The organism is Bordetella genomosp. 11, assembly GCF_002261215.1.
Taxonomy (GTDB): Bacteria; Pseudomonadota; Gammaproteobacteria; order Burkholderiales; family Burkholderiaceae_B; genus Bordetella_C.
On record NZ_NEVS01000001.1, the window covers coordinates 928513 to 950280 of the forward strand.

The 21768-nt window shown below is 67.0% G+C and carries 21 protein-coding genes and 1 pseudogene; 17 read left to right on the forward strand and 5 right to left on the reverse strand.

Annotated features, from left to right (window positions below; genetic code table 11):
* Positions 1-37 precede the first annotated feature (37 nt).
* Positions 38-913: a DUF2182 domain-containing protein gene (locus CAL28_RS04180; RefSeq protein WP_094840119.1), complete on the reverse strand. Its 876-nt coding sequence runs from the start codon at positions 911-913 to the stop codon at positions 38-40.
* A gap of 105 nt (positions 914-1018) precedes the next feature.
* Between CAL28_RS04180 and CAL28_RS04185 the strand changes: the two genes are divergently transcribed.
* Entirely contained in the window at positions 1019-2239 is a 1221-nt protein-coding gene (locus CAL28_RS04185) for a helix-turn-helix domain-containing protein (protein ID WP_094840120.1), read from the forward strand.
* Between the two features lie 48 nt (positions 2240-2287).
* A complete protein-coding gene (locus CAL28_RS04190) occupies positions 2288-2911 on the forward strand; it encodes a Vgb family protein (protein WP_094840121.1) in 624 nt (207 codons plus the stop codon).
* Between the two features lie 59 nt (positions 2912-2970).
* On the opposite strand, the gene CAL28_RS04195 is transcribed toward CAL28_RS04190, so the two are convergent.
* Positions 2971-4011, reverse strand: a complete 1041-nt coding sequence (locus CAL28_RS04195; RefSeq protein WP_094840122.1) for an alpha/beta hydrolase — start codon at positions 4009-4011, stop codon at positions 2971-2973.
* Positions 4012-4135: 124 nt separating this feature from the next.
* Positions 4136-4723 (reverse strand): TetR/AcrR family transcriptional regulator, encoded by a 588-nt coding sequence (locus tag CAL28_RS04200; protein WP_094840621.1) that lies wholly within the window; start codon positions 4721-4723, stop codon positions 4136-4138.
* A 201-nt stretch (positions 4724-4924) separates the two neighbouring features.
* On the opposite strand from CAL28_RS04200, the gene CAL28_RS04205 reads away from it, so the two are divergent.
* The 8 genes and pseudogenes from CAL28_RS04205 (at position 4925) to CAL28_RS04240 (ending at position 12035) form a co-directional block, all read left to right on the forward strand.
* Positions 4925-5284, forward strand: a complete 360-nt coding sequence (locus tag CAL28_RS04205; protein WP_094840123.1) for a hypothetical protein — start codon at positions 4925-4927, stop codon at positions 5282-5284.
* A 161-nt stretch (positions 5285-5445) separates the two neighbouring features.
* Entirely contained in the window at positions 5446-6333 is an 888-nt protein-coding gene (locus tag CAL28_RS04210; protein WP_094840124.1) for a LysR substrate-binding domain-containing protein, read from the forward strand.
* A 322-nt stretch (positions 6334-6655) separates the two neighbouring features.
* A pseudogene (locus CAL28_RS04215) lies at positions 6656-7107 on the forward strand (GNAT family acetyltransferase).
* Between the two features lie 206 nt (positions 7108-7313).
* Positions 7314-8315, forward strand: a complete 1002-nt coding sequence (locus CAL28_RS04220) for a Bug family tripartite tricarboxylate transporter substrate binding protein (protein ID WP_094840125.1) — start codon at positions 7314-7316, stop codon at positions 8313-8315.
* A gap of 94 nt (positions 8316-8409) precedes the next feature.
* Positions 8410-9855: a 3-isopropylmalate dehydratase large subunit gene (locus tag CAL28_RS04225; RefSeq protein ID WP_094840126.1), complete on the forward strand. Its 1446-nt coding sequence runs from the start codon at positions 8410-8412 to the stop codon at positions 9853-9855.
* A gap of 1 nt (position 9856) precedes the next feature.
* Complete coding sequence (gene leuD / locus CAL28_RS04230) at positions 9857-10489, forward strand: 3-isopropylmalate dehydratase small subunit (RefSeq protein ID WP_176463866.1); 633 nt, start codon at positions 9857-9859, stop codon at positions 10487-10489.
* Positions 10490-10677: 188 nt separating this feature from the next.
* Positions 10678-11367, forward strand: coding sequence for a helix-turn-helix transcriptional regulator (locus CAL28_RS04235; protein ID WP_094840128.1), 690 nt, complete (start codon positions 10678-10680; stop codon positions 11365-11367).
* A 251-nt stretch (positions 11368-11618) separates the two neighbouring features.
* Positions 11619-12035, forward strand: a complete 417-nt coding sequence (locus CAL28_RS04240; RefSeq protein ID WP_094840129.1) for a VOC family protein — start codon at positions 11619-11621, stop codon at positions 12033-12035.
* 6 nt (positions 12036-12041) lie between these two features.
* On the opposite strand, the gene CAL28_RS04245 is transcribed toward CAL28_RS04240, so the two are convergent.
* Together CAL28_RS04245 and CAL28_RS04250 are read right to left on the reverse strand one after the other, a co-directional pair.
* Positions 12042-12659 carry a class I SAM-dependent methyltransferase gene (locus CAL28_RS04245; RefSeq protein WP_094840130.1) on the reverse strand — a complete coding sequence of 206 codons (618 nt, stop codon included), beginning with the start codon at positions 12657-12659 and terminating at the stop codon, positions 12042-12044.
* A 120-nt stretch (positions 12660-12779) separates the two neighbouring features.
* On the reverse strand, positions 12780-14300 hold the full coding sequence (locus CAL28_RS04250) for a methyl-accepting chemotaxis protein (RefSeq protein ID WP_440588349.1): 1521 nt from the start codon (positions 14298-14300) through the stop codon (positions 12780-12782).
* Between the two features lie 303 nt (positions 14301-14603).
* Here CAL28_RS04250 and CAL28_RS04255 point away from each other — a divergent pair, with 303 nt between their 5' ends.
* From CAL28_RS04255 to CAL28_RS04285, 7 genes are all read left to right on the forward strand, one after another.
* Positions 14604-15308 carry a GntR family transcriptional regulator gene (locus tag CAL28_RS04255; RefSeq protein WP_254925978.1) on the forward strand — a complete coding sequence of 235 codons (705 nt, stop codon included), beginning with the start codon at positions 14604-14606 and terminating at the stop codon, positions 15306-15308.
* Between the two features lie 85 nt (positions 15309-15393).
* A complete protein-coding gene (locus CAL28_RS04260) occupies positions 15394-16368 on the forward strand; it encodes a Bug family tripartite tricarboxylate transporter substrate binding protein (protein ID WP_094840132.1) in 975 nt (324 codons plus the stop codon).
* Positions 16369-16427: 59 nt separating this feature from the next.
* The gene (locus CAL28_RS04265) at positions 16428-17804 is read left to right on the forward strand and encodes an MmgE/PrpD family protein (protein ID WP_094840133.1); all 1377 of its coding nucleotides are present in this window, start codon (positions 16428-16430) and stop codon (positions 17802-17804) included.
* Entirely contained in the window at positions 17801-18784 is a 984-nt protein-coding gene (locus CAL28_RS04270; protein WP_094840134.1) for a D-2-hydroxyacid dehydrogenase family protein, read from the forward strand. The genes CAL28_RS04265 and CAL28_RS04270 overlap by 4 nt, the downstream gene beginning before the upstream one ends.
* A gap of 40 nt (positions 18785-18824) precedes the next feature.
* Positions 18825-19742, forward strand: a complete 918-nt coding sequence (locus CAL28_RS04275) for a LysR family transcriptional regulator (RefSeq protein WP_094840135.1) — start codon at positions 18825-18827, stop codon at positions 19740-19742.
* Between the two features lie 119 nt (positions 19743-19861).
* On the forward strand, positions 19862-20848 hold the full coding sequence (locus tag CAL28_RS04280; RefSeq protein WP_094840136.1) for a Bug family tripartite tricarboxylate transporter substrate binding protein: 987 nt from the start codon (positions 19862-19864) through the stop codon (positions 20846-20848).
* 101 nt (positions 20849-20949) lie between these two features.
* Complete coding sequence (locus tag CAL28_RS04285; RefSeq protein WP_254925979.1) at positions 20950-21762, forward strand: amidohydrolase family protein; 813 nt, start codon at positions 20950-20952, stop codon at positions 21760-21762.
* The last annotated feature ends 6 nt before the right edge of the window (positions 21763-21768 follow it).

The window sequence follows — 21768 nt, forward strand, 5'->3', positions numbered from 1 at the left end:
TCGGCGCGGCGCGCGCCGTTGCCGCCGTGCCTGCATATCAAGCCAGATCCCCTCGCGCGGCCATGGCCAGCGCGGCCAGCACCAGCACGGCACCGGTGGCGCGGGCGACGCGCGTGCCGTTGCGCGGCAGGCGTTCGGCGGCAACGGCGACGGTGACGGCGATCATCGACGCCGGGTTCATGAGACCGGTCGCGAGCAATACCGCGGTCAGTCCGCAACAGGCCTGGATGCAGTGACCGCCCAGCCGCGTGCCGTAGCGCCATGCACGCCGCACGGGGGCCTGCGTGGCGAGGTCGATCGGCGCATCGCTGCAAAAGGCCAGATGGCGCGCTTTCCAGGCGGTGAGCTGCAACAGGCCAGCCGCCGCCACGATGCCCGGCACGGCGTAGGTGTCCGCGTGCGCCAGGACCGGCTGGTGCATGCGCAGGGCGGCCAGCGCCGCGCCCAGGGGATAAATGAAAACGCCCAGGCCGGCCCACACGGCAAGGTATCCGCACGCTGCCACTACGACGGCGCGGTCCGGATGAACCCGCGCGGCTGCCGCGCCGCCGGCGCCTATCGCCCGCCGATAGCGCCACAACGCGGGCGCCAGGACGGGCAGCATCATCGCTGCCATCATCGCGGTCCACATGGCCAGGAAGGAGAGGGCCGCGCCCGGCCATGTCTGTCCCGGCATGCGCAGCCACATCGTCCCCGGCATCGATTCGCCGCACAGGGGCAGGCGTGCGATGGCAGGCAGCGCGATGTGCCATGCCGCTGTCAATCCCGCGCACGCCAGGAGCACCAGCGCGCAGCCGCCGAAGCGCCGATATGGCGGTGCCGCGCGCGCCGCCGCGGGAAGCCGCCATGGATGGCGTTTCGCGGTGGCTGCCTGTTGGACCGTTGCCGTGTCGTGCTTGCCTGTCGTGTCCATCGATGCGCCCGCCCGTGTTCGCCGGCACTTCGTTCGATTGCCGGGCAGTGGTAGATTACGGACGCCCTGCCCGCGGCAGGGAGTGACAAATTTGGCGGAATCCTTATGGAACAGCTGATCACGATGGCGGCGCGGGCGTTGGCGGCGGGCGATCCGCTGGGTGCGCTGAACCGCGTCGCCCTATGCGAGGACGCGCCGGCGCTGGCCTTGCGGGGCCTGGCGATGGCGCAGCTGGGGGATTTCGCGCGCGCCAGGGCGCTATTGCGCCGCGCGGCCACGCGTTACGGCGGCCGCGATGCCGCGGCACGCGCGCGCTGCGTCGTGGCCGAAGCCGAGATCGCGCTGGTGTCGCGGGACCTGGCGTGGCCCGCCAAGGCGCTGGACGCGGCGCGGGCGACACTGGACGCGCATGGCGACCGCATGAATGCCGCGCACGCGCGGCACCTGGAGGTGCGGCGCCTGCTGCTGCTCGGCCGCCTGGACGAAGCCGACCGTGCCATTGCCGGCATCGATCCCACCGCCTTGAGCCCCGCTACCCGGGTGGCGCACGAACTCGCGCGCGCGGGCATCGCGATACGCAGGGTGCACGCCGGCGCGGCCCGCGATGCGCTGGTACGCGCGCGCCGCGCCGCGCGCAATGCCGGCATCCCCGCGCTGATGGCGGAAGTCGACGGCGCCGCGCGCGCGCTGCAGATCCCGGCCGCGCGCCTGGTGGCAGCCGGGGCCGAACGCCTGCTGCGGCTGGAAGAGGTGGAAGCGATACTGGGCTCGCGGTCCTTCATCGTCGATGCCTGCCGCCATGTCGTCGTCGAAGGCAACACCACGGTACTGCTGGCGACGCGCCCCGTATTGTTCACCCTGGCAAGGCTGCTGGCCCAGGCATGGCCGGCCGATGTCTCCCGGGACAGTCTCATCGAAACGGCGTTCCGGACGCGCCACGGCGACGAGTCGCACCGCGTGCGCCTGCGCGTGGAAATCGGCCGCCTGCGCCGCGCGCTGCAAGGCCTGGCCGGCATCGACGCCACGCCGCGCGGGTTCCAGCTGACGCCGCGCGGCGGGCGCGACGTGGTGGTCCTGGCGCATCCCTCCGAAGAGCCGCACGCGGCGGTGATGGCGCTGCTGTCCGATGGCGAATCGTGGTCCAGCTCCGCGCTGGCGTTGGCGCTGGGCGCCAGCCAGCGCACGGTGCAGCGCGCGCTGGAAACCCTGGCCTCGCGCGGCAAGGCCCAGGCCGCCGGGCGCGGCCGCGCGCGCCGCTGGATGGCGCCGGCGCCGCCGGGCTACACGACAACCTTGTTACTCCCGCTGCCGCCCATCGTTGATTAGCATCGGTCCATAAGAACCTATCGATTCCATGAACGAGGAGAGGACCCCATGAAACAACCTGCCCGCATCATCCGTGAATTGGGGCCCTTTCCCGGCGTCAGCGCCGTGCACGGCGTGACCTACGACGGCGAGCATGTCTGGTTCGCGTCCGGGGATAAGCTGCACTGCGTGGACGCGCACAAGGGAACGACCCTGCGTACCATCGACGTCGAGGCCAATGCGGGCACCGCCTTCGACGGCAAGCATATTTTCCAGATCGCGGGCGACCGGATCCAGAAAATCGATCCGCGGACGGGGCATGTATCCGGCGCCATTCCGGCGCCGCCGGGCTGCTCCGGAATGGCATGGGCCGAGGGTTTCCTTTGGATCGCGCAGTATCGCGAGCGCAAAATCCATCAACTCGATCCCGCAACGGGGAAGATCCTGCGCACCATCGAGTCCAATCGCTTCGTCACGGGCGTGACCTGGCTGGATGGCGAGCTGTGGCACGGCACCTGGGAGGGCGACGCCAGCGACCTGCGGAAAATCGATGCCGCCACGGGCGAGGTGCTTACCCAGCTGGATCTGCCCGCCGGCACCGGCGTGTCCGGACTGGAGGCCGATGGGCGGGATTTGTTGTATTGCGGCGGCGGCAACAGCGGGACGATACGAGTAGTGCGCCGCCCGGAGTGATAACGGCGGCCGGCCCCGCCCGGTGAGGAATGGATCGGGGCCGGCGACGCGCGGGACGCTTAACGCAGGCGGATACGGATCTCGTTGGCCATCTGCGTCAGCGCGGTGCGCGTGACGGCATCGTCGGCCAGGGCGTTGAGCAGGCCATAGTCATGGATGGTGCCGTTGTAGCGGGTAACCGTGACTTCGTTGCCGGCGGCATCCAGTTTGGCGCCGTAGGCTTCGCCCTCGTCGCGCAGCACATCGAACTGGGCGACCTGGACCAGCGCCGGGGGCAGGCCTTTCAGGTCCTGCAGCGATGCGCGCAGGGGCGAGGCGTACTTGTCGTTGCGCTGCGCTTCGTCCCGCGTATAGGCGTCCCAGAACCAGCGCATCATCGAACGGCTCAGGAAGTAGCCGTTGGCGTATTCCTTGTACGAGCCCGTGTTGAAGTTGTGATCGGTGACGGGCCACAACAGGCCCTGGAAGCGAATGGCCGGGCCTTGGCGGTCCTTCGCCATCAGGCTGACCACGGCCGCCATGTTGCCGCCCACGCTATTGCCCACCACCGCCAGGCGGCTGCCGTCGACGTTGATCTCCTGGCCGTGCTGCGCGACCCACTTGGTCGCGGCGTAGGCCTGGTTGATGGCCACGGGGTAGTGCGCCTCTGGCGAAGGCGTGTAGTTGACGAATACCGCCACGGCGCCCGACTGCACCACCAGGTCGCGCACCAGTCGCTGGTGCGTGGGGTAATCGCCCAGGATCCAGCCACCGCCATGGAAGAACATGAACACCGGCAAAGTTCCCGTGGCGCCGGCCGGACGCACGATCGTCAGGGGTACGGTCAGGCCATCCTGTGTGATGGTTTTCTCGGACACCTCGATGCCGGACAGATCCACCTTCACGCTTTCCTGCGCGCCGACCAGCACCGCGCGGGCTTTCTGCGGCGACAGGGTTTCTATGGCCGGTCCCTTGCTGCCATTCAATACCCGCAGGAAATCGGCCACCTTGGTGTCGGGATGAGGCTTGGCATTGTCGCTGCCCGCGGTGCCCGCCGCGACGGCGGCGGTGGAGAGGCTGGCAACCAGGCCGGCGAGGATCAGTTTCTTGAAGGCTTTCATGGTGTTTCTCCGTGGGTCAAGAAATCTATCTATCTATAGATAGACAAAGGGGTTGAAAAAAACCTCGCATTAAGCGAGGCCGGTACGCCGGCTCGCGTACCGTGGGCCAAATCCGTGCGGGCGGTTATTTCGCCCGGCGGTCTTTCTTGTGTTCGCCTTGCCGTACGCTGGCGACCACATCCTGCAATCTTGCCTTGGACCCGAACAGCCGCGCCGCCAGCACGCTGCCCTGGAAGGCGGCATACAGCGCGCGCGCGGCGGATCCGAGATCGCCGCTGACGCGCAGCGTGCCATCGTCGCGGCCCCGCGCAAGCACGCCCTCCAGCCAACGTTCGTTAGCCCGGAAGAACCCCTGCACAGCGCTGCGGACGTTCTCTGGCAGCGACGCGATGTCCGAGGCGAGCATGCCGCACAGGCAGATGCGGTCGCCATCGTGCATCAACATCCCGAAGGCCTGCGCGTAGGCTTCCAGCTGGCGCGCGGCGGACTGCGCGTCGTCGATGGCGCGCACCTGGGCAAGCACTTCCGTGCTGTAGCGGTTGACGGCCTCCAGCACCAGGTCTTCCTTGGTGGGAAAGTAGTAGTGGATGCTGGACGTCTTTACGCCAACCAGCGTCGCAAGGTCTCGGTAGCTGAAGCCGTTGTACCCGCGGGTCATCAGTAGCACCCTGGCATGGTTCAACAGCTGTTCGCGGACGGTCGTCGTTTCCATGGAAGGCATTCTATCTACTGACAGATAGATAACGCAAGCTTTTTCTTTTTGGGCAATGCATGCGATGTTGGGGGCCCGCGTCCGCCGCGGCACAGCACTTGCTCTATCCGGACCGCGGTGCGGCATAGGGCCGCACCCGCGCCACGGCCTCCTCGTTCATTGCAAGAGGAAGGCCGGGTGCCAAATCATGAGGAGAAGTATATGAACGCCATGAAGCCGGTTCTCGCAAGTGCCCTGATCGCCCTGTCCGCCTTTTCCGTGGGTGCCCACGCCGAAAGCGCGAAAGAGAAGGCCATCGATGCCCAGTATCGCGCCGACCAGAAGAAGTGCGATGGCATGAAGGGCAATGACAAGGACGTCTGCGAGCAGCAGGCCAAGGCCACCCGCGAGAAGGCCAAGGCGGACGAGAAGGCGGGCAAGGAGCAGGCCGAAGCCCGCCACGATGCCAACAAGGACAAGCGTGACGCCGACTACAAGGTCGCCAAGGAAAAGTGCGATGCCATGAGCGGCAACGCCAAGGACGCGTGCATGGCCGACGCCAAGGCCAAATATGGCAAGTAAACGCGCACCGGCCAGCCGGTGATGGACGGGGCGCGCGGGCAGCCGCGCGCCCCGTCCGTTCGTCAGGCAAGGACCTTATCGCAGGCGCGACGGCACGGCCCGCTTGATCCAAGGCGATTTTTATTGAATGATCGCGGCGATATTCATCATCGGGCTTTCCCTTGCGCCAATTGCCTCCGCTCGCCGCTGTGCGGGCTTTCGAAGCCGTCGCCCGTACCGGATCGGTGACTCGCGCCGCCGAAGAACTGTGCCGCACGCATGGCGCGGTCAGCCGCCATCTGCGCCTGCTGCATGAACACGCCGGCGTCGCGCTGTTCGAAAAGGACGGGACCGGCCTGCGGTTGACGCAGGCCGGCAGCGATTTCCACGTGGCCGTGCGGTCGGTGTTCGACCAGCTGGAGCAAGCCTACGATAGGCTGGGCCGCCACGCGCGCGGCCCGGGCCTGCACGTGGCCTGCAGCGCGACTTTCGCCATGCGCTGGCTGGTGCCGCAACTGGCGGCGTTCTACCGGGCGCATCCGGACATCCGCATCCGCCTGTCCATGACGTCCGCCCGCGAAATGCGCAACGAGGGCGCCGATCTGCTGCTGGCCTGGGATCTTTCCGGCTATAGCGACGCGGACCGCCGCCGCGCGCTCCCGCTGGCGCCGGTAAGCTTCGCCGCGGTGTGCACGCCGGATTACGCGAAACTGCCCCCGCGCAAGCGTGCGCGCATCGCGCATGAATACACCTCCAGCGCCTGGGATCAGTGGGAAGCGAAGACGGGCCGGTCCGTCGCGCGCGGCGACACGCTGGCTTTCCCGCATACCCACCTTTGTATCGAGGCCGCGCTGTCGGGCCTGGGCGTGGCATTGGTCGAACAACGCCTGATCGCGCGCGAACTCGGCGAAGGGCGGCTGGTCGCGCCGTTTGGCACGGTGGCGTTCGACGGCGGTCTATGCGCCTTGCCGGCTGCCGGGCGTACCCTTGCGCCGCAGGCCGACGCATTTATCGATTGGCTGCGCGCGTCGTTGCACGCGAGCGACGCCGGCGCTGCGTCCCGCCGGTAAGGTTTGCCACGCGTCGACATGCCAGGGTAAGCTCGCCACCATACCTGGACACGCTGCGGCAGGAACGTTTCCCGCGAGCCCGCCATCCATGCCGGCAAAATCCCGACACCGCAAGTGAATACATCCATCATCGGCATCCCCGCCGCCTTCGCTTTCCGACGAATCACTCGACGCCGACGTTGAGTGGTTTCATGCCGTTCGATTGCCGCTGATCCGGCGATCCACCCTGAAGGCCACGACATCCCCGTGGCCTTTGCGTTTTTCTATCTGCCCATGCGGTGATGTCCCCGGCCTTCGTTCCCTACCTTCAAGGAGCGCAAGCATGCATCACCCCGATCTCGACATCCGGCCCTACCAGTCGCGCGACGAAGCTGCGTTATCCAGCTTTGGCACGCCTGCGGGCTGACCCGTCCATGGAACGACCCGCACAGGGACATCGCGCGCAAGCTGACGGTGCAGCCCGAATGGTTCCTGGTGGGAACGGTCGGCGATCGCGTCGTCGCCTCGGTCATGGCCGGCTACGACGGCCATCGCGGATGGATCAACTACCTTTCGGTCGACCCAGCCTGCCGCAAGCGCGGCTACGGCAAGGCGCTTATCGATGCGGTGGAACAGCGGTTTATCCAGGCCGGCTGCCCCAAGATCAATCTGCTGATACGCGGCGACAACCAGGCGGTGCAGGACTTCTACCGCGTGCTGGGGTTCAGGCAGGACGATGTGATCAGCTACGGCAAACGGTTGATTCCGGATACGCGGGAACAGGCCGTGGGCTGATGGGCTTGGTAGCGCTGTCCTGGCGCCGCCCCGGAAGGGGCGGAACGCCGGGGCATCGCTTTACTGGTCCAACCAATTTGCCGGCCCCCTGGGCAGTCACGATACTCCACGTTTTTCGCCGGAGCGCGCGATGGAAGACGCGCCTCCGGCTCTTGCGCGCGTCCTCGCGATAGGTGTGCGCGCCACCCATAACGCGGAGACCTTCCATGCAACCGATCGCCCATTCGTCCTTATCGCGCCGCAGCATGCTGCTCGGCGGTGCCGCTCTGGCGGCAATGTCCGGCCTGGCCGGCACCGCGCGCGCGGCGGACTGGCCCGACAAGCCCCTGCGCCTGATCGTTCCTTTCCCGCCCGGCGGCACCACCGATTTCGTGACGCGCCTGATCGGGACCAAGGTGGGACAGAGCGTCGGCCAGGCGGCCATCGTCGAAAACAAGCCCGGTGCCGGCACGGTGATCGGCGTCGATTTCGTGGCGAAGTCGGCGCCGGACGGTTACTCGTATGTCTGCGTGGCGGGCAGCTTTTGTGTCAACAGCGTGCTGGTCAAGCATCTGCCTTATGACAGCCTGCGCGACCTGCGGCCCGTGGCGATGATGGGCGCGTCCGACCAGGCGCTGGCGGTGTATCCGGGCAGCGGCCTGAAGAGCCTGGCCGACCTGAAGAAGGCCGCGCTGGCCAATCCGGGCAAGCTCAGCTACGGCTCGTTCGGCGTGGGCACGACACCGCATCTGGCGGGAGAGATGCTGAAGCAGCAGATGGGCGGCCTGGATATCACCCATATCCCCTACAAGGGCCAGGGGCCGGCGCTGACCGATTTGCTGGGCGGCCATACCACCATGATGTTCGGTACCTGGCTGGACTTGCGCGATCTGGTCCAGGCCGGCAAGCTGGTCGTGCTGGGCATGGCCACGGATAAGCGTTCGCGCTTCGCGCCGGACGTGCCGACGATGCGCGAACAGGGCTACGACATCGTTTCCGCGACGTGGGCGGGCCTGCTGGCGCCGGCAAAGACGCCCGACGACGTGGTGATGCGGATGAACCAGGAAGTGAACAAGGCGCTGGCGCTGCCGGATGTGATCGCCGCGTTCGACAAGAACAGCACGGAGGCGATGCCCGGCACGCCGCAGCAGTTCGCGGCGTACATCCAGAGCGAAATCGCGAAGTACAGGAAGGTGATCGAAACCGCCCATATCTCGGCGCAAGGCTGAACGCGCCGCCGGCGCGGGATCCGGCCGCGAGGCATGCAAGGACGGCTTCCGGAGCGTGGCCTCCGGGACCGCCATACCTATCGAGGAAAGAAACATGGCTGAAACTGCCCATGCCGGCGCGGCTGCATCGAAGCCGCGCACCTATTTCGACAAGATCTGGGACGAGCATTTCATCAAGGCATTCGACGAGCGGGAGCACTTGCTGCAGATCGACCGCCTGATGCTGCACGAAGCCATGGGCACCGTTGCCATGCGCGAACTGCGGCAGGAAGGCCGCGCCGTCGCCAGCCCCGCCCAGGTGTTCAGCCTGATCGACCATGCGGTCCAAACCAAACCCGGCATCGGTATCCGCAAGGGCTGGAACGACATCGGCACGCAGCTGATCGACGAGTCGCGCCTGTTGTCGCGCAAACTGGGGCTGCACTTCATCGACGTGGACGACGCGCGGCAGGGGATAGCCCATGTGATCGCGCCCGAGCTCGGTATCGCGCTGCCGGGCCTGACGGTGGTCTGTCCGGACAGCCATACCTGTACGCTCGGCGGCCTGGGCGTGCTGGCCTGGGGGATAGGCGCGTCCGAGTGCAAGCATGTCCTGGCGACGCAGGTCTTGATGCAAACGCGGCCCAAAACCATGCGCGTGAATTTCCACGGCATCCTGCCGCCGCATGTGTACGCCAAGGATATGGTCCTGAACCTGATCTCGCGCGTGGGCGCCAACGGCGGCACGGGGCACGCGGTGCAGTTCGCCGGGCCGGCCGTTGCCGCGCTGCCGATCGAGGCGCGGATGACGCTGTGCAATATGGCCATCGAGTTCTCCGCCAAGTACGGTTTCGTGGCGCCCGACGACGCGACCTACGAGTATTTGTACGGCCGCGAGTTCGCGCCCGGGGGCGCGCAATGGGACGCCGCGGAGGCGCACTGGCGCGCGCTGGCGCACGATGACGGCGCGCGCTTCGACCGCGAAATCGACATCGATTGCACGGCGCTGGAGCCCCAGGTGAGCTGGGGCACCAGTCCGCAGCACGTGATTCCCATCAGCGGCCGTATTCCGTCGCCGTCGGATTACGCCGACCCCGGCGAACGCGCATGGGTCGAGCGCGCGCTGCGCTACCAGGGCCTGGAGCCCGGCACGCGGGCGCAGGATGTCCGCATCGACGCGGCGTATATCGGCTCCTGCACCAACGCGAGGCTGTCCGACCTGCGCGAGGCCGCCGCCGTCCTGAAGGGCCGCAAGGTGGCCGCGGGCGTTACGGCGATCTGCGTGCCGGGCAGCACCCAGGTCAAGCGCGATGCCGAGGCAGAGGGCCTGGACCGGGTCTTCCTGGAGGCCGGTTTCGAATGGCACGACTCGGGCTGCGGTCTGTGCGCCCAAGGCAAGGACCGTTTCAAGGGCGAGCGCATCATGAGCACGACCAATCGCAATTTCGAAAACCGGCAGGGATTGGGGTCGCGCACGCACCTGGCCAGTCCGGCCACGGTGGCCGCGTCCGCGGTGACCGGACGCATGACCCATGTGCGCCAATTGCCGAGCGGAGCCTGACATGGAAAAATTTTCGAGCATCCGGGGTTACGCCGCGCCGCTGATGCAGATCAATATCGATACCGACCAGATGATTCCGTCGCGCTTCCTGCCGCGCGCGCATGAGCCGGGGGTGCTGAAGGAAGGCCTGTTCTCGGAATGGAAGACGCGGCCGGACGGCACGCCGAATCCCGACTTCATCCTGAACCGCGCACCCTTTAGCGAGGCCACTATCCTGCTGGCCGGCCGCAATTTCGGTTGCGGTTCGTCGCGCGAGGGCGCGCCCAAGGCGCTGCGCCAATGGGGCATGCGCGTCATCATTGCCGCGTCGTTCGGCGACATTTTCTACGGCAATTGCTTTCGCAACGGCATGGTGCCGGTGATCCTGCCGGAACCCACGGTCGAGGCCATGGCGGCGGACGCGATGGCGCGCGGGGCCGACGCGCTGATCGACGTCGACCTGGAGCGCAACACCGTTACCACGGCGCGCGGCGAGGTGCTGTCGTTCCCGTCGCCCGCGCGGTTGCGCGCGATGCTGTTGGGCGGCCTGGACGAGATCGACCTGACGCTGACCATGCGCCAGGATATCGACGCGTTCCGCGGCCGCGATACCGGCGGCCGGCCCTGGGCATACGCGCTGCCGCGCGCGAATTAGCGGACGAAGCGCCCGCGCCTCCAGCGCGGGGGGGGCGCGGAGACGGTCGGCGGCGCCGGGCCAAGTCACGGTCCGACTCCGCCGTTCGGACTTTTGGGCAGGAATTGCGTTGAAATTGGCAGCCGCGCCGGCGCGCCGGACGGCATAATTCCGTCCAATGATCCAGGCGCCATCCCGCCCCCAACCCAATGTCACGCGCCCAACGGCTGCTCGACCTGCTGCAGATGCTGCGCCGCCACCGCTATCCGGTGAGCGGCGCGCTGCTGGCCGGGCATTTGGGCATCAGCCTGCGTACGCTGTACCGCGACATCGCGCTGTTGCAGGCGCAAGGGGCGCACATCGAGGGCGAGGCCGGCGTGGGCTATGTATTGCGGCCCGGCTTCATGCTGCCGCCGCTGATGTTTTCCGAAGAGGAAATCCAGGCGCTGGTGCTGGGATCGCGCTGGGTGGCCGAACACGCGGACAGCCAGCTGGGCCAGGCGGCACGCAACGCGCTGGCGAAAATCGCCGCGGTGCTGCCGCCGGAGCTGGGGCACGAATTCGACGACGGCGCGCTGTTCGTGGTCCCGGGCGAGCAGGTGACGGATACGGCGGACGTCGCGCTGATCCGGGACTCCATACGCAGGGAGCGCAAACTGCGCATCGAGTATCGCGACGAACACGCCGCCGAAACGGCGCGGGTCATCTGGCCTTTCGCGCTGGGATTTTTCGAGCGCGTGCGCATCGTGGCGGCGTGGTGCGAGCTGCGCCAGGGTTTCCGCCACTTTCGCACCGACCGCATCGTCACGTTGGCCGCGCCGGGCGACCGCTATCCGGAACGCCGGCAGGCGCTGCTGAAAACCTGGCGCGCGCTGATGTCGGCCGCGACCCCGGAATGACGGCCTGTTGATCGTACGGCCGGTCACGGCGCCGCCTGGCGTCGCGACGGCGGACGGCCTGTTGTCGAGACCGCCGGGCCTCGACCGTCGTTCGATACGGCGACATGGCGTTCGGCCGGCACCACGATATTCCAGTGACGGCCAACGCTACTGACAATTTCTGACAGTAGGGCTGGATAGCCTACCGCATTGCATCCGGATGCCCGGATGCCGCGCGCGGTCGTCCGGCCGATGAAAAAGAGGAAAGCACCATGCCACACCCCAACCACGTTTTGCTTTTCGTCGAAAACCCCGTCGCCAGCGCGGCGTTCTATTCATCGCTGTTCGGCTGCAAGCCCGTGGAAGCCTCGCCGACCTTCGCATTGTTCGACCTGTCCTCCGGCATCCGCCTGGGGCTGTGGTCGCGGCGCGATGCGGAACCCATGGTCATCACGCGCGGCGGCGGATGCGAGCTGGGCATTCCCGTCGGCGATGACGACAGCCTGCACGCGCTGTATGCCGACTGGAAGGCCCGCGGCCTGGCGGTCGTGCAGCCGCCCACGGACATGGATTTCGGCCGTACCTTCGTGGTGCTGGACCCGGACGGCCATCGGCTGCGCGTTTTCCGGCCGGGCGACTCGAACACCCACCGGCACGGCCGGCAAGAGCACGAAGCCATCGCGGCGTGAGCACGCCTAGTGCGGTTTGATGCAGTGGCAATATACGAAGTGCTGGATGCGGCCGGCCGGCGTCGTGTGGGCTTCATCCTCGTGTCCGACCAACTGGAATGCCGGGCCGAACTCCCCATGCAGCGTGTCGGCATCGTACCGGACCACCGGCAGTCCGCTGCATTCGGCGGGGCCGTCCGGTGAAAACGTCGCCACGATGACGTGCCCGCCGGGTTTCACCGCCCGCATGACTTGCCGGACGTAGGCACGCCGGTCCGCTTCATCGGTCAGGAAATGGAAGACGGCGCGGTCATGCCAGATGTCGAACCGTGCCGTCGGCAGCGCCGCGGCCGTGACGTCGGCTTCCAGCCAGCGGACCGCCGCGCCGCGCGATCCCAGACGCCGGCGGGCGATGGCCAGCGCTTCGCCGGAAAGATCCAATACGGTAAGGTCGCCGTATCCGCATCCGGCCAGATCGTCCACCAGCGTCGAGGCGCCGCCGCCTATGTCGATCACGGCGGCGTCAAGGCCCAGGCCGATGCGTTGGATCATGTCCACCGACAGCGCGGCGTGCGGCTGGTACCAGCTGACCGCCGTCGCCGGCTTGCTGGCGTAGACGTTTTCCCAGTGCTCCTTGGATGGCATGCGTTTCTCCGTACCCTGCCTGCAGTCGCGCGGGCATGGGCGCGGGGCAGCGATCCATGCCTTCGGCGTCCTGTATAGCACGGCGCTTTTACGCCGTCATGGCGGTCGCGTCCCTGGCCTTCAGGCCGGCAGCAAGGGCGCCATGGCGGCCGGGCCGGAGGCGTCGCTGTACTCGTCCTCGTCGCGCGCCGGCTCGCGGATCAGCGCCGCTTCCGCGCTGTCGTACAGGCGGAAGGCGCCGATGGCCTCCATCAGTTGGGCGGACTGGGCTTCCAGGGTCTTGGATGCGCCCGCGGCGGCGGTCACCAGGGCGCCGTTCTGCCGGGTCAGTTCATCGATCTCGGCGACGGCGGCGTTCACTTCATCGATGCCAGTGCGCTGCGTCTGGCTGGCATGGCCGATCTCGGCGACGATGGTCGCCACGCGCTCGACGCTGTCGACGATTTCGCCCATGACCGCCGCGGCATCGTCGGCCTTGCGCGCGCCGTTGTCCGTCTTGTCCAGCGACGCGGTGATCAGGCCGCGGATATCCTTGGCCGCGGTCGCGCTGCGCTGGGCCAGCGCCCGCACTTCGGAGGCCACGACGGCGAAGCCGCGGCCGCTTTCGCCGGCGCGCGCGGCTTCCACCGCCGCATTCAGCGCCAGGATGTTGGTCTGGAACGCGATGCTGTCGATCAGGCCGGTGATCTCGGAGATTTTCTGCGCCTCCTGGCGGATCTCGCCCATCACGTTGGCCACTTCGGTGACCGCCTGGCTGCCCGATCCGGCCACGGAGCGCGCGGTCACTGCCAGCTGCGCGGCGGTATCCGCGCTCGCGGCGTTATTGTGGACATTGTCGGCCAGCATCTGCATGGAGGCCACGGTCCGCTGCAGGGACTCCGCCTGGATGCGGGTACGTTCTTCCAGCTGTCCGTTGCCCTCCATGAGCTGGCGCGAAGCGCCCGACATGGCCAGCGCGCCGACACGCACATGGCTCATGGTGAGGTGCACGGCGTCCATGGTGGCCTTGAAGGCGCTGGCCAGTTCGCTGTTCATGTCCAGCCTGCCGAAACGCAGGTCGAACACGCCGTCCTCACGGCCCAGATGGGCGCTCAGGCGCGCCAGTTCCTCGGCGGTGACGGCGTCCTTTTCCATGCGCCAGGCAAGCCAGCCCAGCGCGATGGCCTGCACCGCGACGTAGGAAGCGTGCAGCGCCACGATGCCCAGCCCGGGGCTGGTGAAACAGGAGACCCCATAGCCCCACTGCTGGAGGAAATTGAAGGACACATGGTGGATGGCGATCACCGCGGCGGCACAGGCGATGGGCCGCCAGTCCCGATACGCCAGCAGCAGCGACAGCAGGACGAACACGCCGAAGTGCATGTCGGTCATGCCCGACATCAGATGGATATGCAGCGCGGCGAAGACCATCAGCGCCGTCGCCACGGTCAGGCGGGTGAACAGCCGCGCCGGCCACCATACGATCAGCAGGGAAGGCAGTATCACCGCCGGCAGGCCGACGGCCAGCGCCGATGTCCAGCGGCCGTACTGCGGGGCCAGGCCCAGCGCGACGGCGAACAGCACCCATAGCAGGGGCAGCATCGCGCGATCGACGCGGCGGTAGGAGGCTTCGAGGAGAAAAGCGATGTCTCGCATTGGCATGTCCTGAATCGGGCACAAATCCCGAATTGAAGCGAATTTAAATCAGTTTGTGAATACTTGTCGCAGAAAATTTCGGATTTTGCGACAAATCGAGGTCGGCGCGCGGCCAAACCCGCGGGACGGCGAGGCAAAAAGGCAGCAAGCCAATAGGCTGGCGTCTGTGGGGCAGGACGGGGCGGGCCAGGCAGCCGGCCCGGACGACGGAGAAGGGATGTAAGGCGGGAAGCAGGGGGGCCTGGGGATAGGCCAGTCGGTGCGGTATCTCGTATAATCGTATACGATTAGACAAACGGCAATTCTCGGATGGCTATGGACTGGCTCTCGGCGCCCATCGCGCAAGACACATTCGCGGAAATCAAGAACACCTCGCTGGGCAAGCTGGTGCGCGACCGGCTTCTCAGCCAGATCCTGGCCGGCGAGTTCGAACCGGGACAAGCCCTGCGGGAATCCGAGCTGGTCGAGCGGCTGAACGTCTCCCGCGTGCCGGTGCGCGAGGCGCTGCGCGAGCTGGAAAGCCTGGGGCTGGTGGTGTCGCGCAAGCATTCCGGCGTGTACGTGCGCGAACTCTCCGACGACGAGGTACGCGATCTTTATCAATTCCGTTCGATCCTGGACAGCCATGCGGGCCGCATGGCGTCGCAGTTGCCGGCAGAGCGCCGCCAGGCGCTGGTAGACGCGCTGGAGCCTTGCGTCCGGGCCATGGACGAGGCTATCCGGGATGCGAATCCGCAGGCGTACTACCGCGAGAACCTGCGCTTTCACGGCTTGTTCATCGAGTACGCCGGCAATCGGGAGATCGCCAGGACTTACCGGGAGGTCATCCAGAAGCTGCACCTGGCGCGCCTGAAGAACCTGTCGTCCGAACCGCACCGGGAACAGTCCAACATCGAGCACAAGCAGATCGTGCAGGCCTTGCGCGATTCGATCACGACGGCGCACGCCGACCATTGCGCGCGGCTGCTCGCCGATCACGTTATCAACGCCCACGATCGCCTATCCGCCATATGAACCGTGCCGCCGCGCGGGACGGCGCGGCGCGATACCAACCTTCGTCCCATTCCGTAAAAAACCAGCTACAACAAGGAGACATACCGTGAATCGTCGTTCCTTCCTGCTCGGCGCCGGCGCTACCGCCCTTAGCCTGCCCTACGCCTCTTTCGGCGCATCGAAGTACCCCGACCACCCGATCACCTACATCGTGCCCGTGGCGCCCGGCGGCGGCAGCGATTACGTGGGACGTGCCACGACCAGCGCGTGGGGCAAGGAACTGGACGCGACCTTCGTGGTGGAAAACCAGAGCGGCGGGGGCGGCGTGATCGCCTGCCAGAAGACCATGCGTTCGAAGCCCGATGGCTACACGCTGATGCAGGGCTATGTCGCGACCCTGGGCACCAGCCCGGCCACGCGCAAGGTGCCCTATGACCCGATCAAGGATTTCACGGCCGTCGGCATGATAGGCGGCACGCCCAACGTGCTGGTCGTGAATGCCAAGCTGCCGATCCACAACCTGAAGGAGTTCATCGCCTACGCCAAGGCGCATAACAATATGAACTACGGGTCGGCCGGCGCCGGTTCGCTGACGCATTTGCTGATGGAGCTGCTGCAGCAGCAGGCCGGCACGAAGATGGTGCATATCGCCTACAAGGGCATCGCGCCCGCCTTTACCGACCTGCTCGGCCAGCAGACCCAGGCGATGTTCCCCGGCCTGGCCGCCGCGGTTCCGCACCTGCGCTCCGGCGCCGTGCGCGCCATCGCGTTGACAGGCGAACAGCGCAATCCCGCCTTTCCCGATGTCCCGACGTTCAAGGAATTGGGCATGACGGGCTTTGACGACGTGCTTCAGTGGTATGGGGTGTCCGGCCCGGCCGGCATGGATTCCGGTATCGTGCAAACCCTGAATACCGCGCTGAACAAGGTCCTGAAGGACCCCGCGCTGACGAAGCAGCTGGACACCGAAGCCATCATCCCCATGCCGATGTCGCCGGCGCAGTTCGCCGCCTATGTCAGCAAGGATTTCGACCGCTGGTCCAAGCTGGCCAAGGCGCAGCACATCAGCCTGGATGCATGACCACTTGACGGCGGCGCCGCCGCCGACGGATTTTCACCACCTCCAACCTAGAGAAACGCATGGCCCTGAACACCAAGATCGATGCCGATCACAATGCGCCGCCCGTGACCCGCACATTGGCGGAATTCGTCGTCAACCATCCTTCGCGCGGCTGGAGCGACGAGGTGGACCACGAGGCCCATCGCACTTTCATGAACTGGCTGGGCTGCGCCGTCGGCGCCGCGCACCATGAGGCCGCGCTCGCGGCCCTGCACGCGGTGCAGGTGCTCAAGCCCTCGGAGCAAGCCACCATCCTGGGCCGGCGCGAACGCGTGGACATCGCCAGCGCCGCGTTGATCAACGGCATTACGTCGCATACCTTCGACTTCGACGATACGCACCTGAAGACGATCATCCACCCCGCGGGCCCGGTGTGCTCGGCGGTGCTGGCGCTGGCGGAACTGACCGGCGCGAGCGGCCGCCAGATCATCGATGCCGTCGTCATCGGCATCGATGTGGCCTGCCGCATCGGCAACATGGTCTATCCGCAGCACTACGATCGCGGCTGGCATATCACCGGCACGACCGGCGGCTTCGGCGCGGCGGCGGCGTGCGCGCGCCTGCTCGGCCTGAGCGTGGACCAGACGCAGATGGCGTTGGGCATCGCAGCCTCGCAGCCCGTCGGCCTGCGCGAGCAGTTCGGCACCATGACCAAGCCTTTTCACCCGGGCGGCGCCGCCCGTGCCGGCCTGATGTCGGCGCTGATGGCGCGCGAGGGTTTCACGTCCAGCAAGCGCGCCATCGAGGCCCCGCGCGGTTTCGCGCAGGTCGCGTCGACCAAGTTCGACTGGAACGAGATCACCGACGAGCTCGGCAAGCGCTTCGAGATCTCGTTCAATACGTACAAGCCTTTCGCCTGCGGCATCGTCATTCATCCCAGCATCGATGCCTGCGTGCAGCTGCGCGCCAAGGGCGTCACGCCGGAGAACCTGGAGCGCATCGACCTGCGCGTGCACTCGCTGGTACTGGAACTGACCGGCAAGAAGGAACCCGCCGACGGCCTGCAGGGCAAGTTCAGCGTGTATCACGGCTGCGCGGCCGGCCTGATCTTCGGCCGGGCCTCGGAAGACGAGTACGCCGACGACATCGTCAATCGTCCCGACGTGGTGGATGTGCGCCGCAAGGTCGTCGCCACGGTGGATGACGCCATCGACGAGGCCAGCGTGGACGCGGTCGCGACGCTGAAGGACGGCAGCAAGGTCCATATCTTCGTCGAACACGCCATCGGTTCCCTGCAGCGCCCCATGAGCGACGCCGACCTGGAAGCCAAGTTCAGCGGCATGTCCGACCAGATCCTCGGCGCCGACCAGACGCGCGACCTGATCAAGGCCTGCTGGGACCTGGGCAACGCACCCGACGCCCGCAAGGTCGCTGGGCTGGCAAGGGCGAAGGCATGAGCGGTAAACAGAAGATCGTCGTCCTGGACGACTGGGAAAACGCCCTGCGCGAGCGCGTCGACTGGAAGGCGATAGGCGCAAGGGCGGATGTCGTGCTGCACAACACGATGCTGCGCGGCGATGCCCTGCTGGATGCCTTGCGCGGCGCGCAGTGCGTGGTGCTGATCCGCGACCGCACGCCGATGCCGGCCGAACTGATGCAGCGGCTGCCCGACCTGCGGCATATCCTGTACACCGGCACGCGCAATACCAAGCTGGACCTGAAGGCGGCGCTTGAACGGGGCATTCTGGTCAGTCATACGGAGTGGGGGCCTTCCAAGGCCAGCACCTGCGAGATGACCTGGTCGCTGATCCTGGCCGCCGCGCGGGGTATCGCCGACCTGAGGCTGACGCCGGCGCGCACGACGTGGCGCGATCCCGCGCGCGTGGCCTTCCTGCCGCCGGTGCTGCATGGCCAGCGGCTGGGCCTTATCGGCCTGGGCCAGATCGGCCAGCGGGTGGCGGCCGTGGGCCGGGCCCTGGGCATGGAAGTCGTCACCTGGAGCCCGAACATGACGGCCGCCCGCGCGGCCGAACACGGGGCGGCGTCGGTCAGCCTGGAGGACCTGCTCGGTACCTCGCAGGTCGTCAGCCTGCACCTGGTGCCTTCCCCTCCCACGCGGCAGTTGCTGAACCGCGAGCGCCTGGCCCTGATGCGGCAGGACAGCATCCTGGTCAATACCTCGCGCGCCGACCTGATGGACACCGATGCGCTGGTGGAGGCCCTGCGCGCCGGCCGCCCGGGGTTCGGGGCGTTCGACGTGTTCGACGCCGAGCCGCTGCCCGGGGGGCATCCGCTGCTGGGATTGGAGAATGTGCTGCTGACCCCGCATTACGGCTTCGTCGCCGAGCCTGTATTCCAGGAGTTCGCGCGCGGCGTGCGGCGCAATCTGGATGCCTGGCTGGCCGGCGAGCCGGTGCCCAACACCCTGAAGGAATAGGTCGCGGGCAGCACGGCGGTATTGCGTTTTAATAGGACGCATGCAAATCGACTTTCTCGGCATGCAGGCGTTCCTGGCCATCGTGGAGCAGGGCGGCTTCCAGCAGGCAGCCGCCCATCTGTGCCTGTCCCAGACCGCCGTCAGCCATCGTATCCGCAAGCTGGAGTCCAGCCTGGGCGTGAGCCTGCTGGCCCGCACGACCCGCGACGTCACCTTGACGGACGCGGGTCGCGCGCTCTTGCCGCGCGTGCGCGCCGCCATGCGCGAATTCGAGCTTTCCTACGATGCCTTGCGGCAGCACAGCCGTACGGCGCCGCAATGGCTGGCCTTCGGATGCCTGCCCACGCTGGCCGCGCATCGCATCGCGCCGGCGCTGGCGCGCTTTCGCGATCTGCATCCGGCGATCGCCGTGCGCGTGTTCGACAATTCCATCCAGGAGATCGCCGAACTGACCCACGCCGAAACCACGGTATTCGGCATTTCGGTGGTCGCGGCGAATCCCCATAACCTGGCCGTCGAACCCTTCGCGGATGAGCCTTTCGTCCTCGTCTGTCCGGCCGATCACCGGCTGGCGGGCCGGCGCGCGGTGCAATGGGATGACTTGAAGGGCGAGACCCTGATCCGCATCAGCCTGCCCGCGGGCAACAGCACGGCGATCGACGACGCCCTGGGCGAGCGGCGGTTGACGCTGCGCTGGGCCTACGAAACGCAGCATACGGCGGTCGCGCTGGACTTCGTGCGCGCGGGCCTGGGGCTGACCGCGGTGCCGGCGCTTTCGGTGGCGCAGGCCGACGGCCTGGTGACACGCCCATTGCTGCAGCCCAGCATCGCGCGCCGCCTGGCGGTGCTGACGCGCCGCGGCGCCGTGCTGTCCGGGCCGGCCCAGACGCTGCGCGACCTGCTGGTCGATGCGCTGCGCGCGGGATTGCCGCGCGCGGAAGATGAACGCGGCGAATAAATCCCGCCAAACAATTCATTTGTGCGGGCCCTCCCGCCTGCCTAGACTCCCGGTCAACACGATGTCCGAACGGTGCGGGCGCACCGCGGACGCCGCTTATAACAACCAGGGAGACTTTCATGATCCGATCGATCGCGCGATCGTTGGCGCGGGCAGGTCGCGGTGCCGCCTATTGCATGGCGCTGCTGGCTGGCGTGCTGGCCGCCGCGCCGGCCCTGGCCCGGTATCCCGAGCAACCGATACGCTTCATCATCCCTTTCGGCCCGGGCGGGCTGGCGGACATTTCGATGCGCCTGGTGGCGCAGAAGATGGGCGAGCGCTACGGCGAAAAAATCATCGTCGAGAACCGCCCCGGCGCCGGCGGCATCGTGGCCGGCACCGCGACGCTGAATGCCGCGCATGACGGCTATACCTTCATCGCGTTTTCGAACGGCACGGCGATCAGCAAGTCGCTGTTCAAGCTGCCCTACGATCCCGTGAAGGATTTCACGCCGGTGTCGACCGTCGCCTACTTCGACCTGATCCTGCTGACCAAGGCCGACGGCCCGCTGCATACGCTGGCCGATGTGCTGGCGCAAGCGAAGAAGCGGCCTATCGTCCTGGGGACCATCAATCCCGGCAGCACGCAGAACCTGTCGGCGGAATTGTTCAAATCCACGTCCGGGCTGAACGCTTCCGTCATTCCGTTCAAGACCACCGCCGACGTCGTCACGGCCCTGATACGCGGCGACGTCGATGTCGCCTTCGAGTCCTACGCGGCGGTCAAGGGTATCGTCGACGCCGGCAAAGTCACGCCCATCGCCACCACCGGTACGCAACGCTCCGCCTGGCTGCCCAAGGTGCCCACCGTCCGCGAAAGCGGCCTGGACTACGACGTGACCGGCTGGAATGCCATCTTCGCCGCCAAAGGCGTGCCGGACGAGGCGGTGAAGGTGATGAACGCCCAGCTGAACGAGGTATTGCGGATGCCCGACGTCAAGCAGCGCTTCCTGGACCTGGGTACCGAGGCCAAGGGCAGCACGCCGGAAGAGATGGGCGCGATCCTGCGAACGGACATCGACAAGTGGGGCAAGGTGATCCAGCAGGCGGGCATCCAGCGCCAATAAGCGCAAGCCCGGCCGGCTGGCATAGCAATGGCGCGGTTGCCGGACGCTCCGTCGCGAGACGGGGATCATGGCAGCGTTCGCGCCGCCAACAGGAGTTCTACGTGAGCAATACGGCGTATCCCGAAGAAGGCCTTCTGGTCGACACCCATGTGCATGTCTTCAAGCAGGACATGCCGCTGATCCCGAATCCGCGCCACGCTCCCACATACAGCTTCACCGTGGAGCAATTGACCGGGGTGATGGACCAGTATGGCGTGCGCTACGCGGTCATCGCGGCGGCCAGCCCCTGGGGCGACTACAACGACTATGTGATCGATTCGGTGCGCGGCAATCCGCGCCTGCGCGGGACCATCATCGCCGAACCGTCCATCGAGCGCGTCGTGCTGGACCAGATGGACCGCGACGGCATCGTCGGCGTCCGGCTGCCCTTTATCAGCATGCCGCAGCTGCCGGACCTGGATAGCTGGGATTACCGTAAATTCCTGCGCCGGCTGGTGGACCTGGACTGGCATGTGCACGTACACATCGACGGACCGCGCCTGCCGCTGGTGCTGCCTTACCTGGAGCGTTCCGGCGTCAAGATCGTCATCGACCATATCGGTCGGCCGGATCCCGCCAAGGGCGTCGACAGCGACGGTTTCCGCGCGATGGTCGCCTCCGTGGAAAAGGGCCGTACCTGGGTCAAGCTGTCCGGCGCTTATCGCCTGGGGGATTATGCGCTGGGCTGCGCGCAGGAGCTTTGCCGCCGCGTCGGCTACGACAAGATGTTGTGGGCCAGCGACTGCCCCTTCGTCGGCGGCGAAAAGGACACCGATTACCGGCGCGCGATAGATTGGCTCAAGCAGGCCATCCCGGACGAGGCCGCGCGGCGCCGCGTGTACGGGCCGAACGCGCTGGAGCTGTATTTTTCCTGAGCGCCG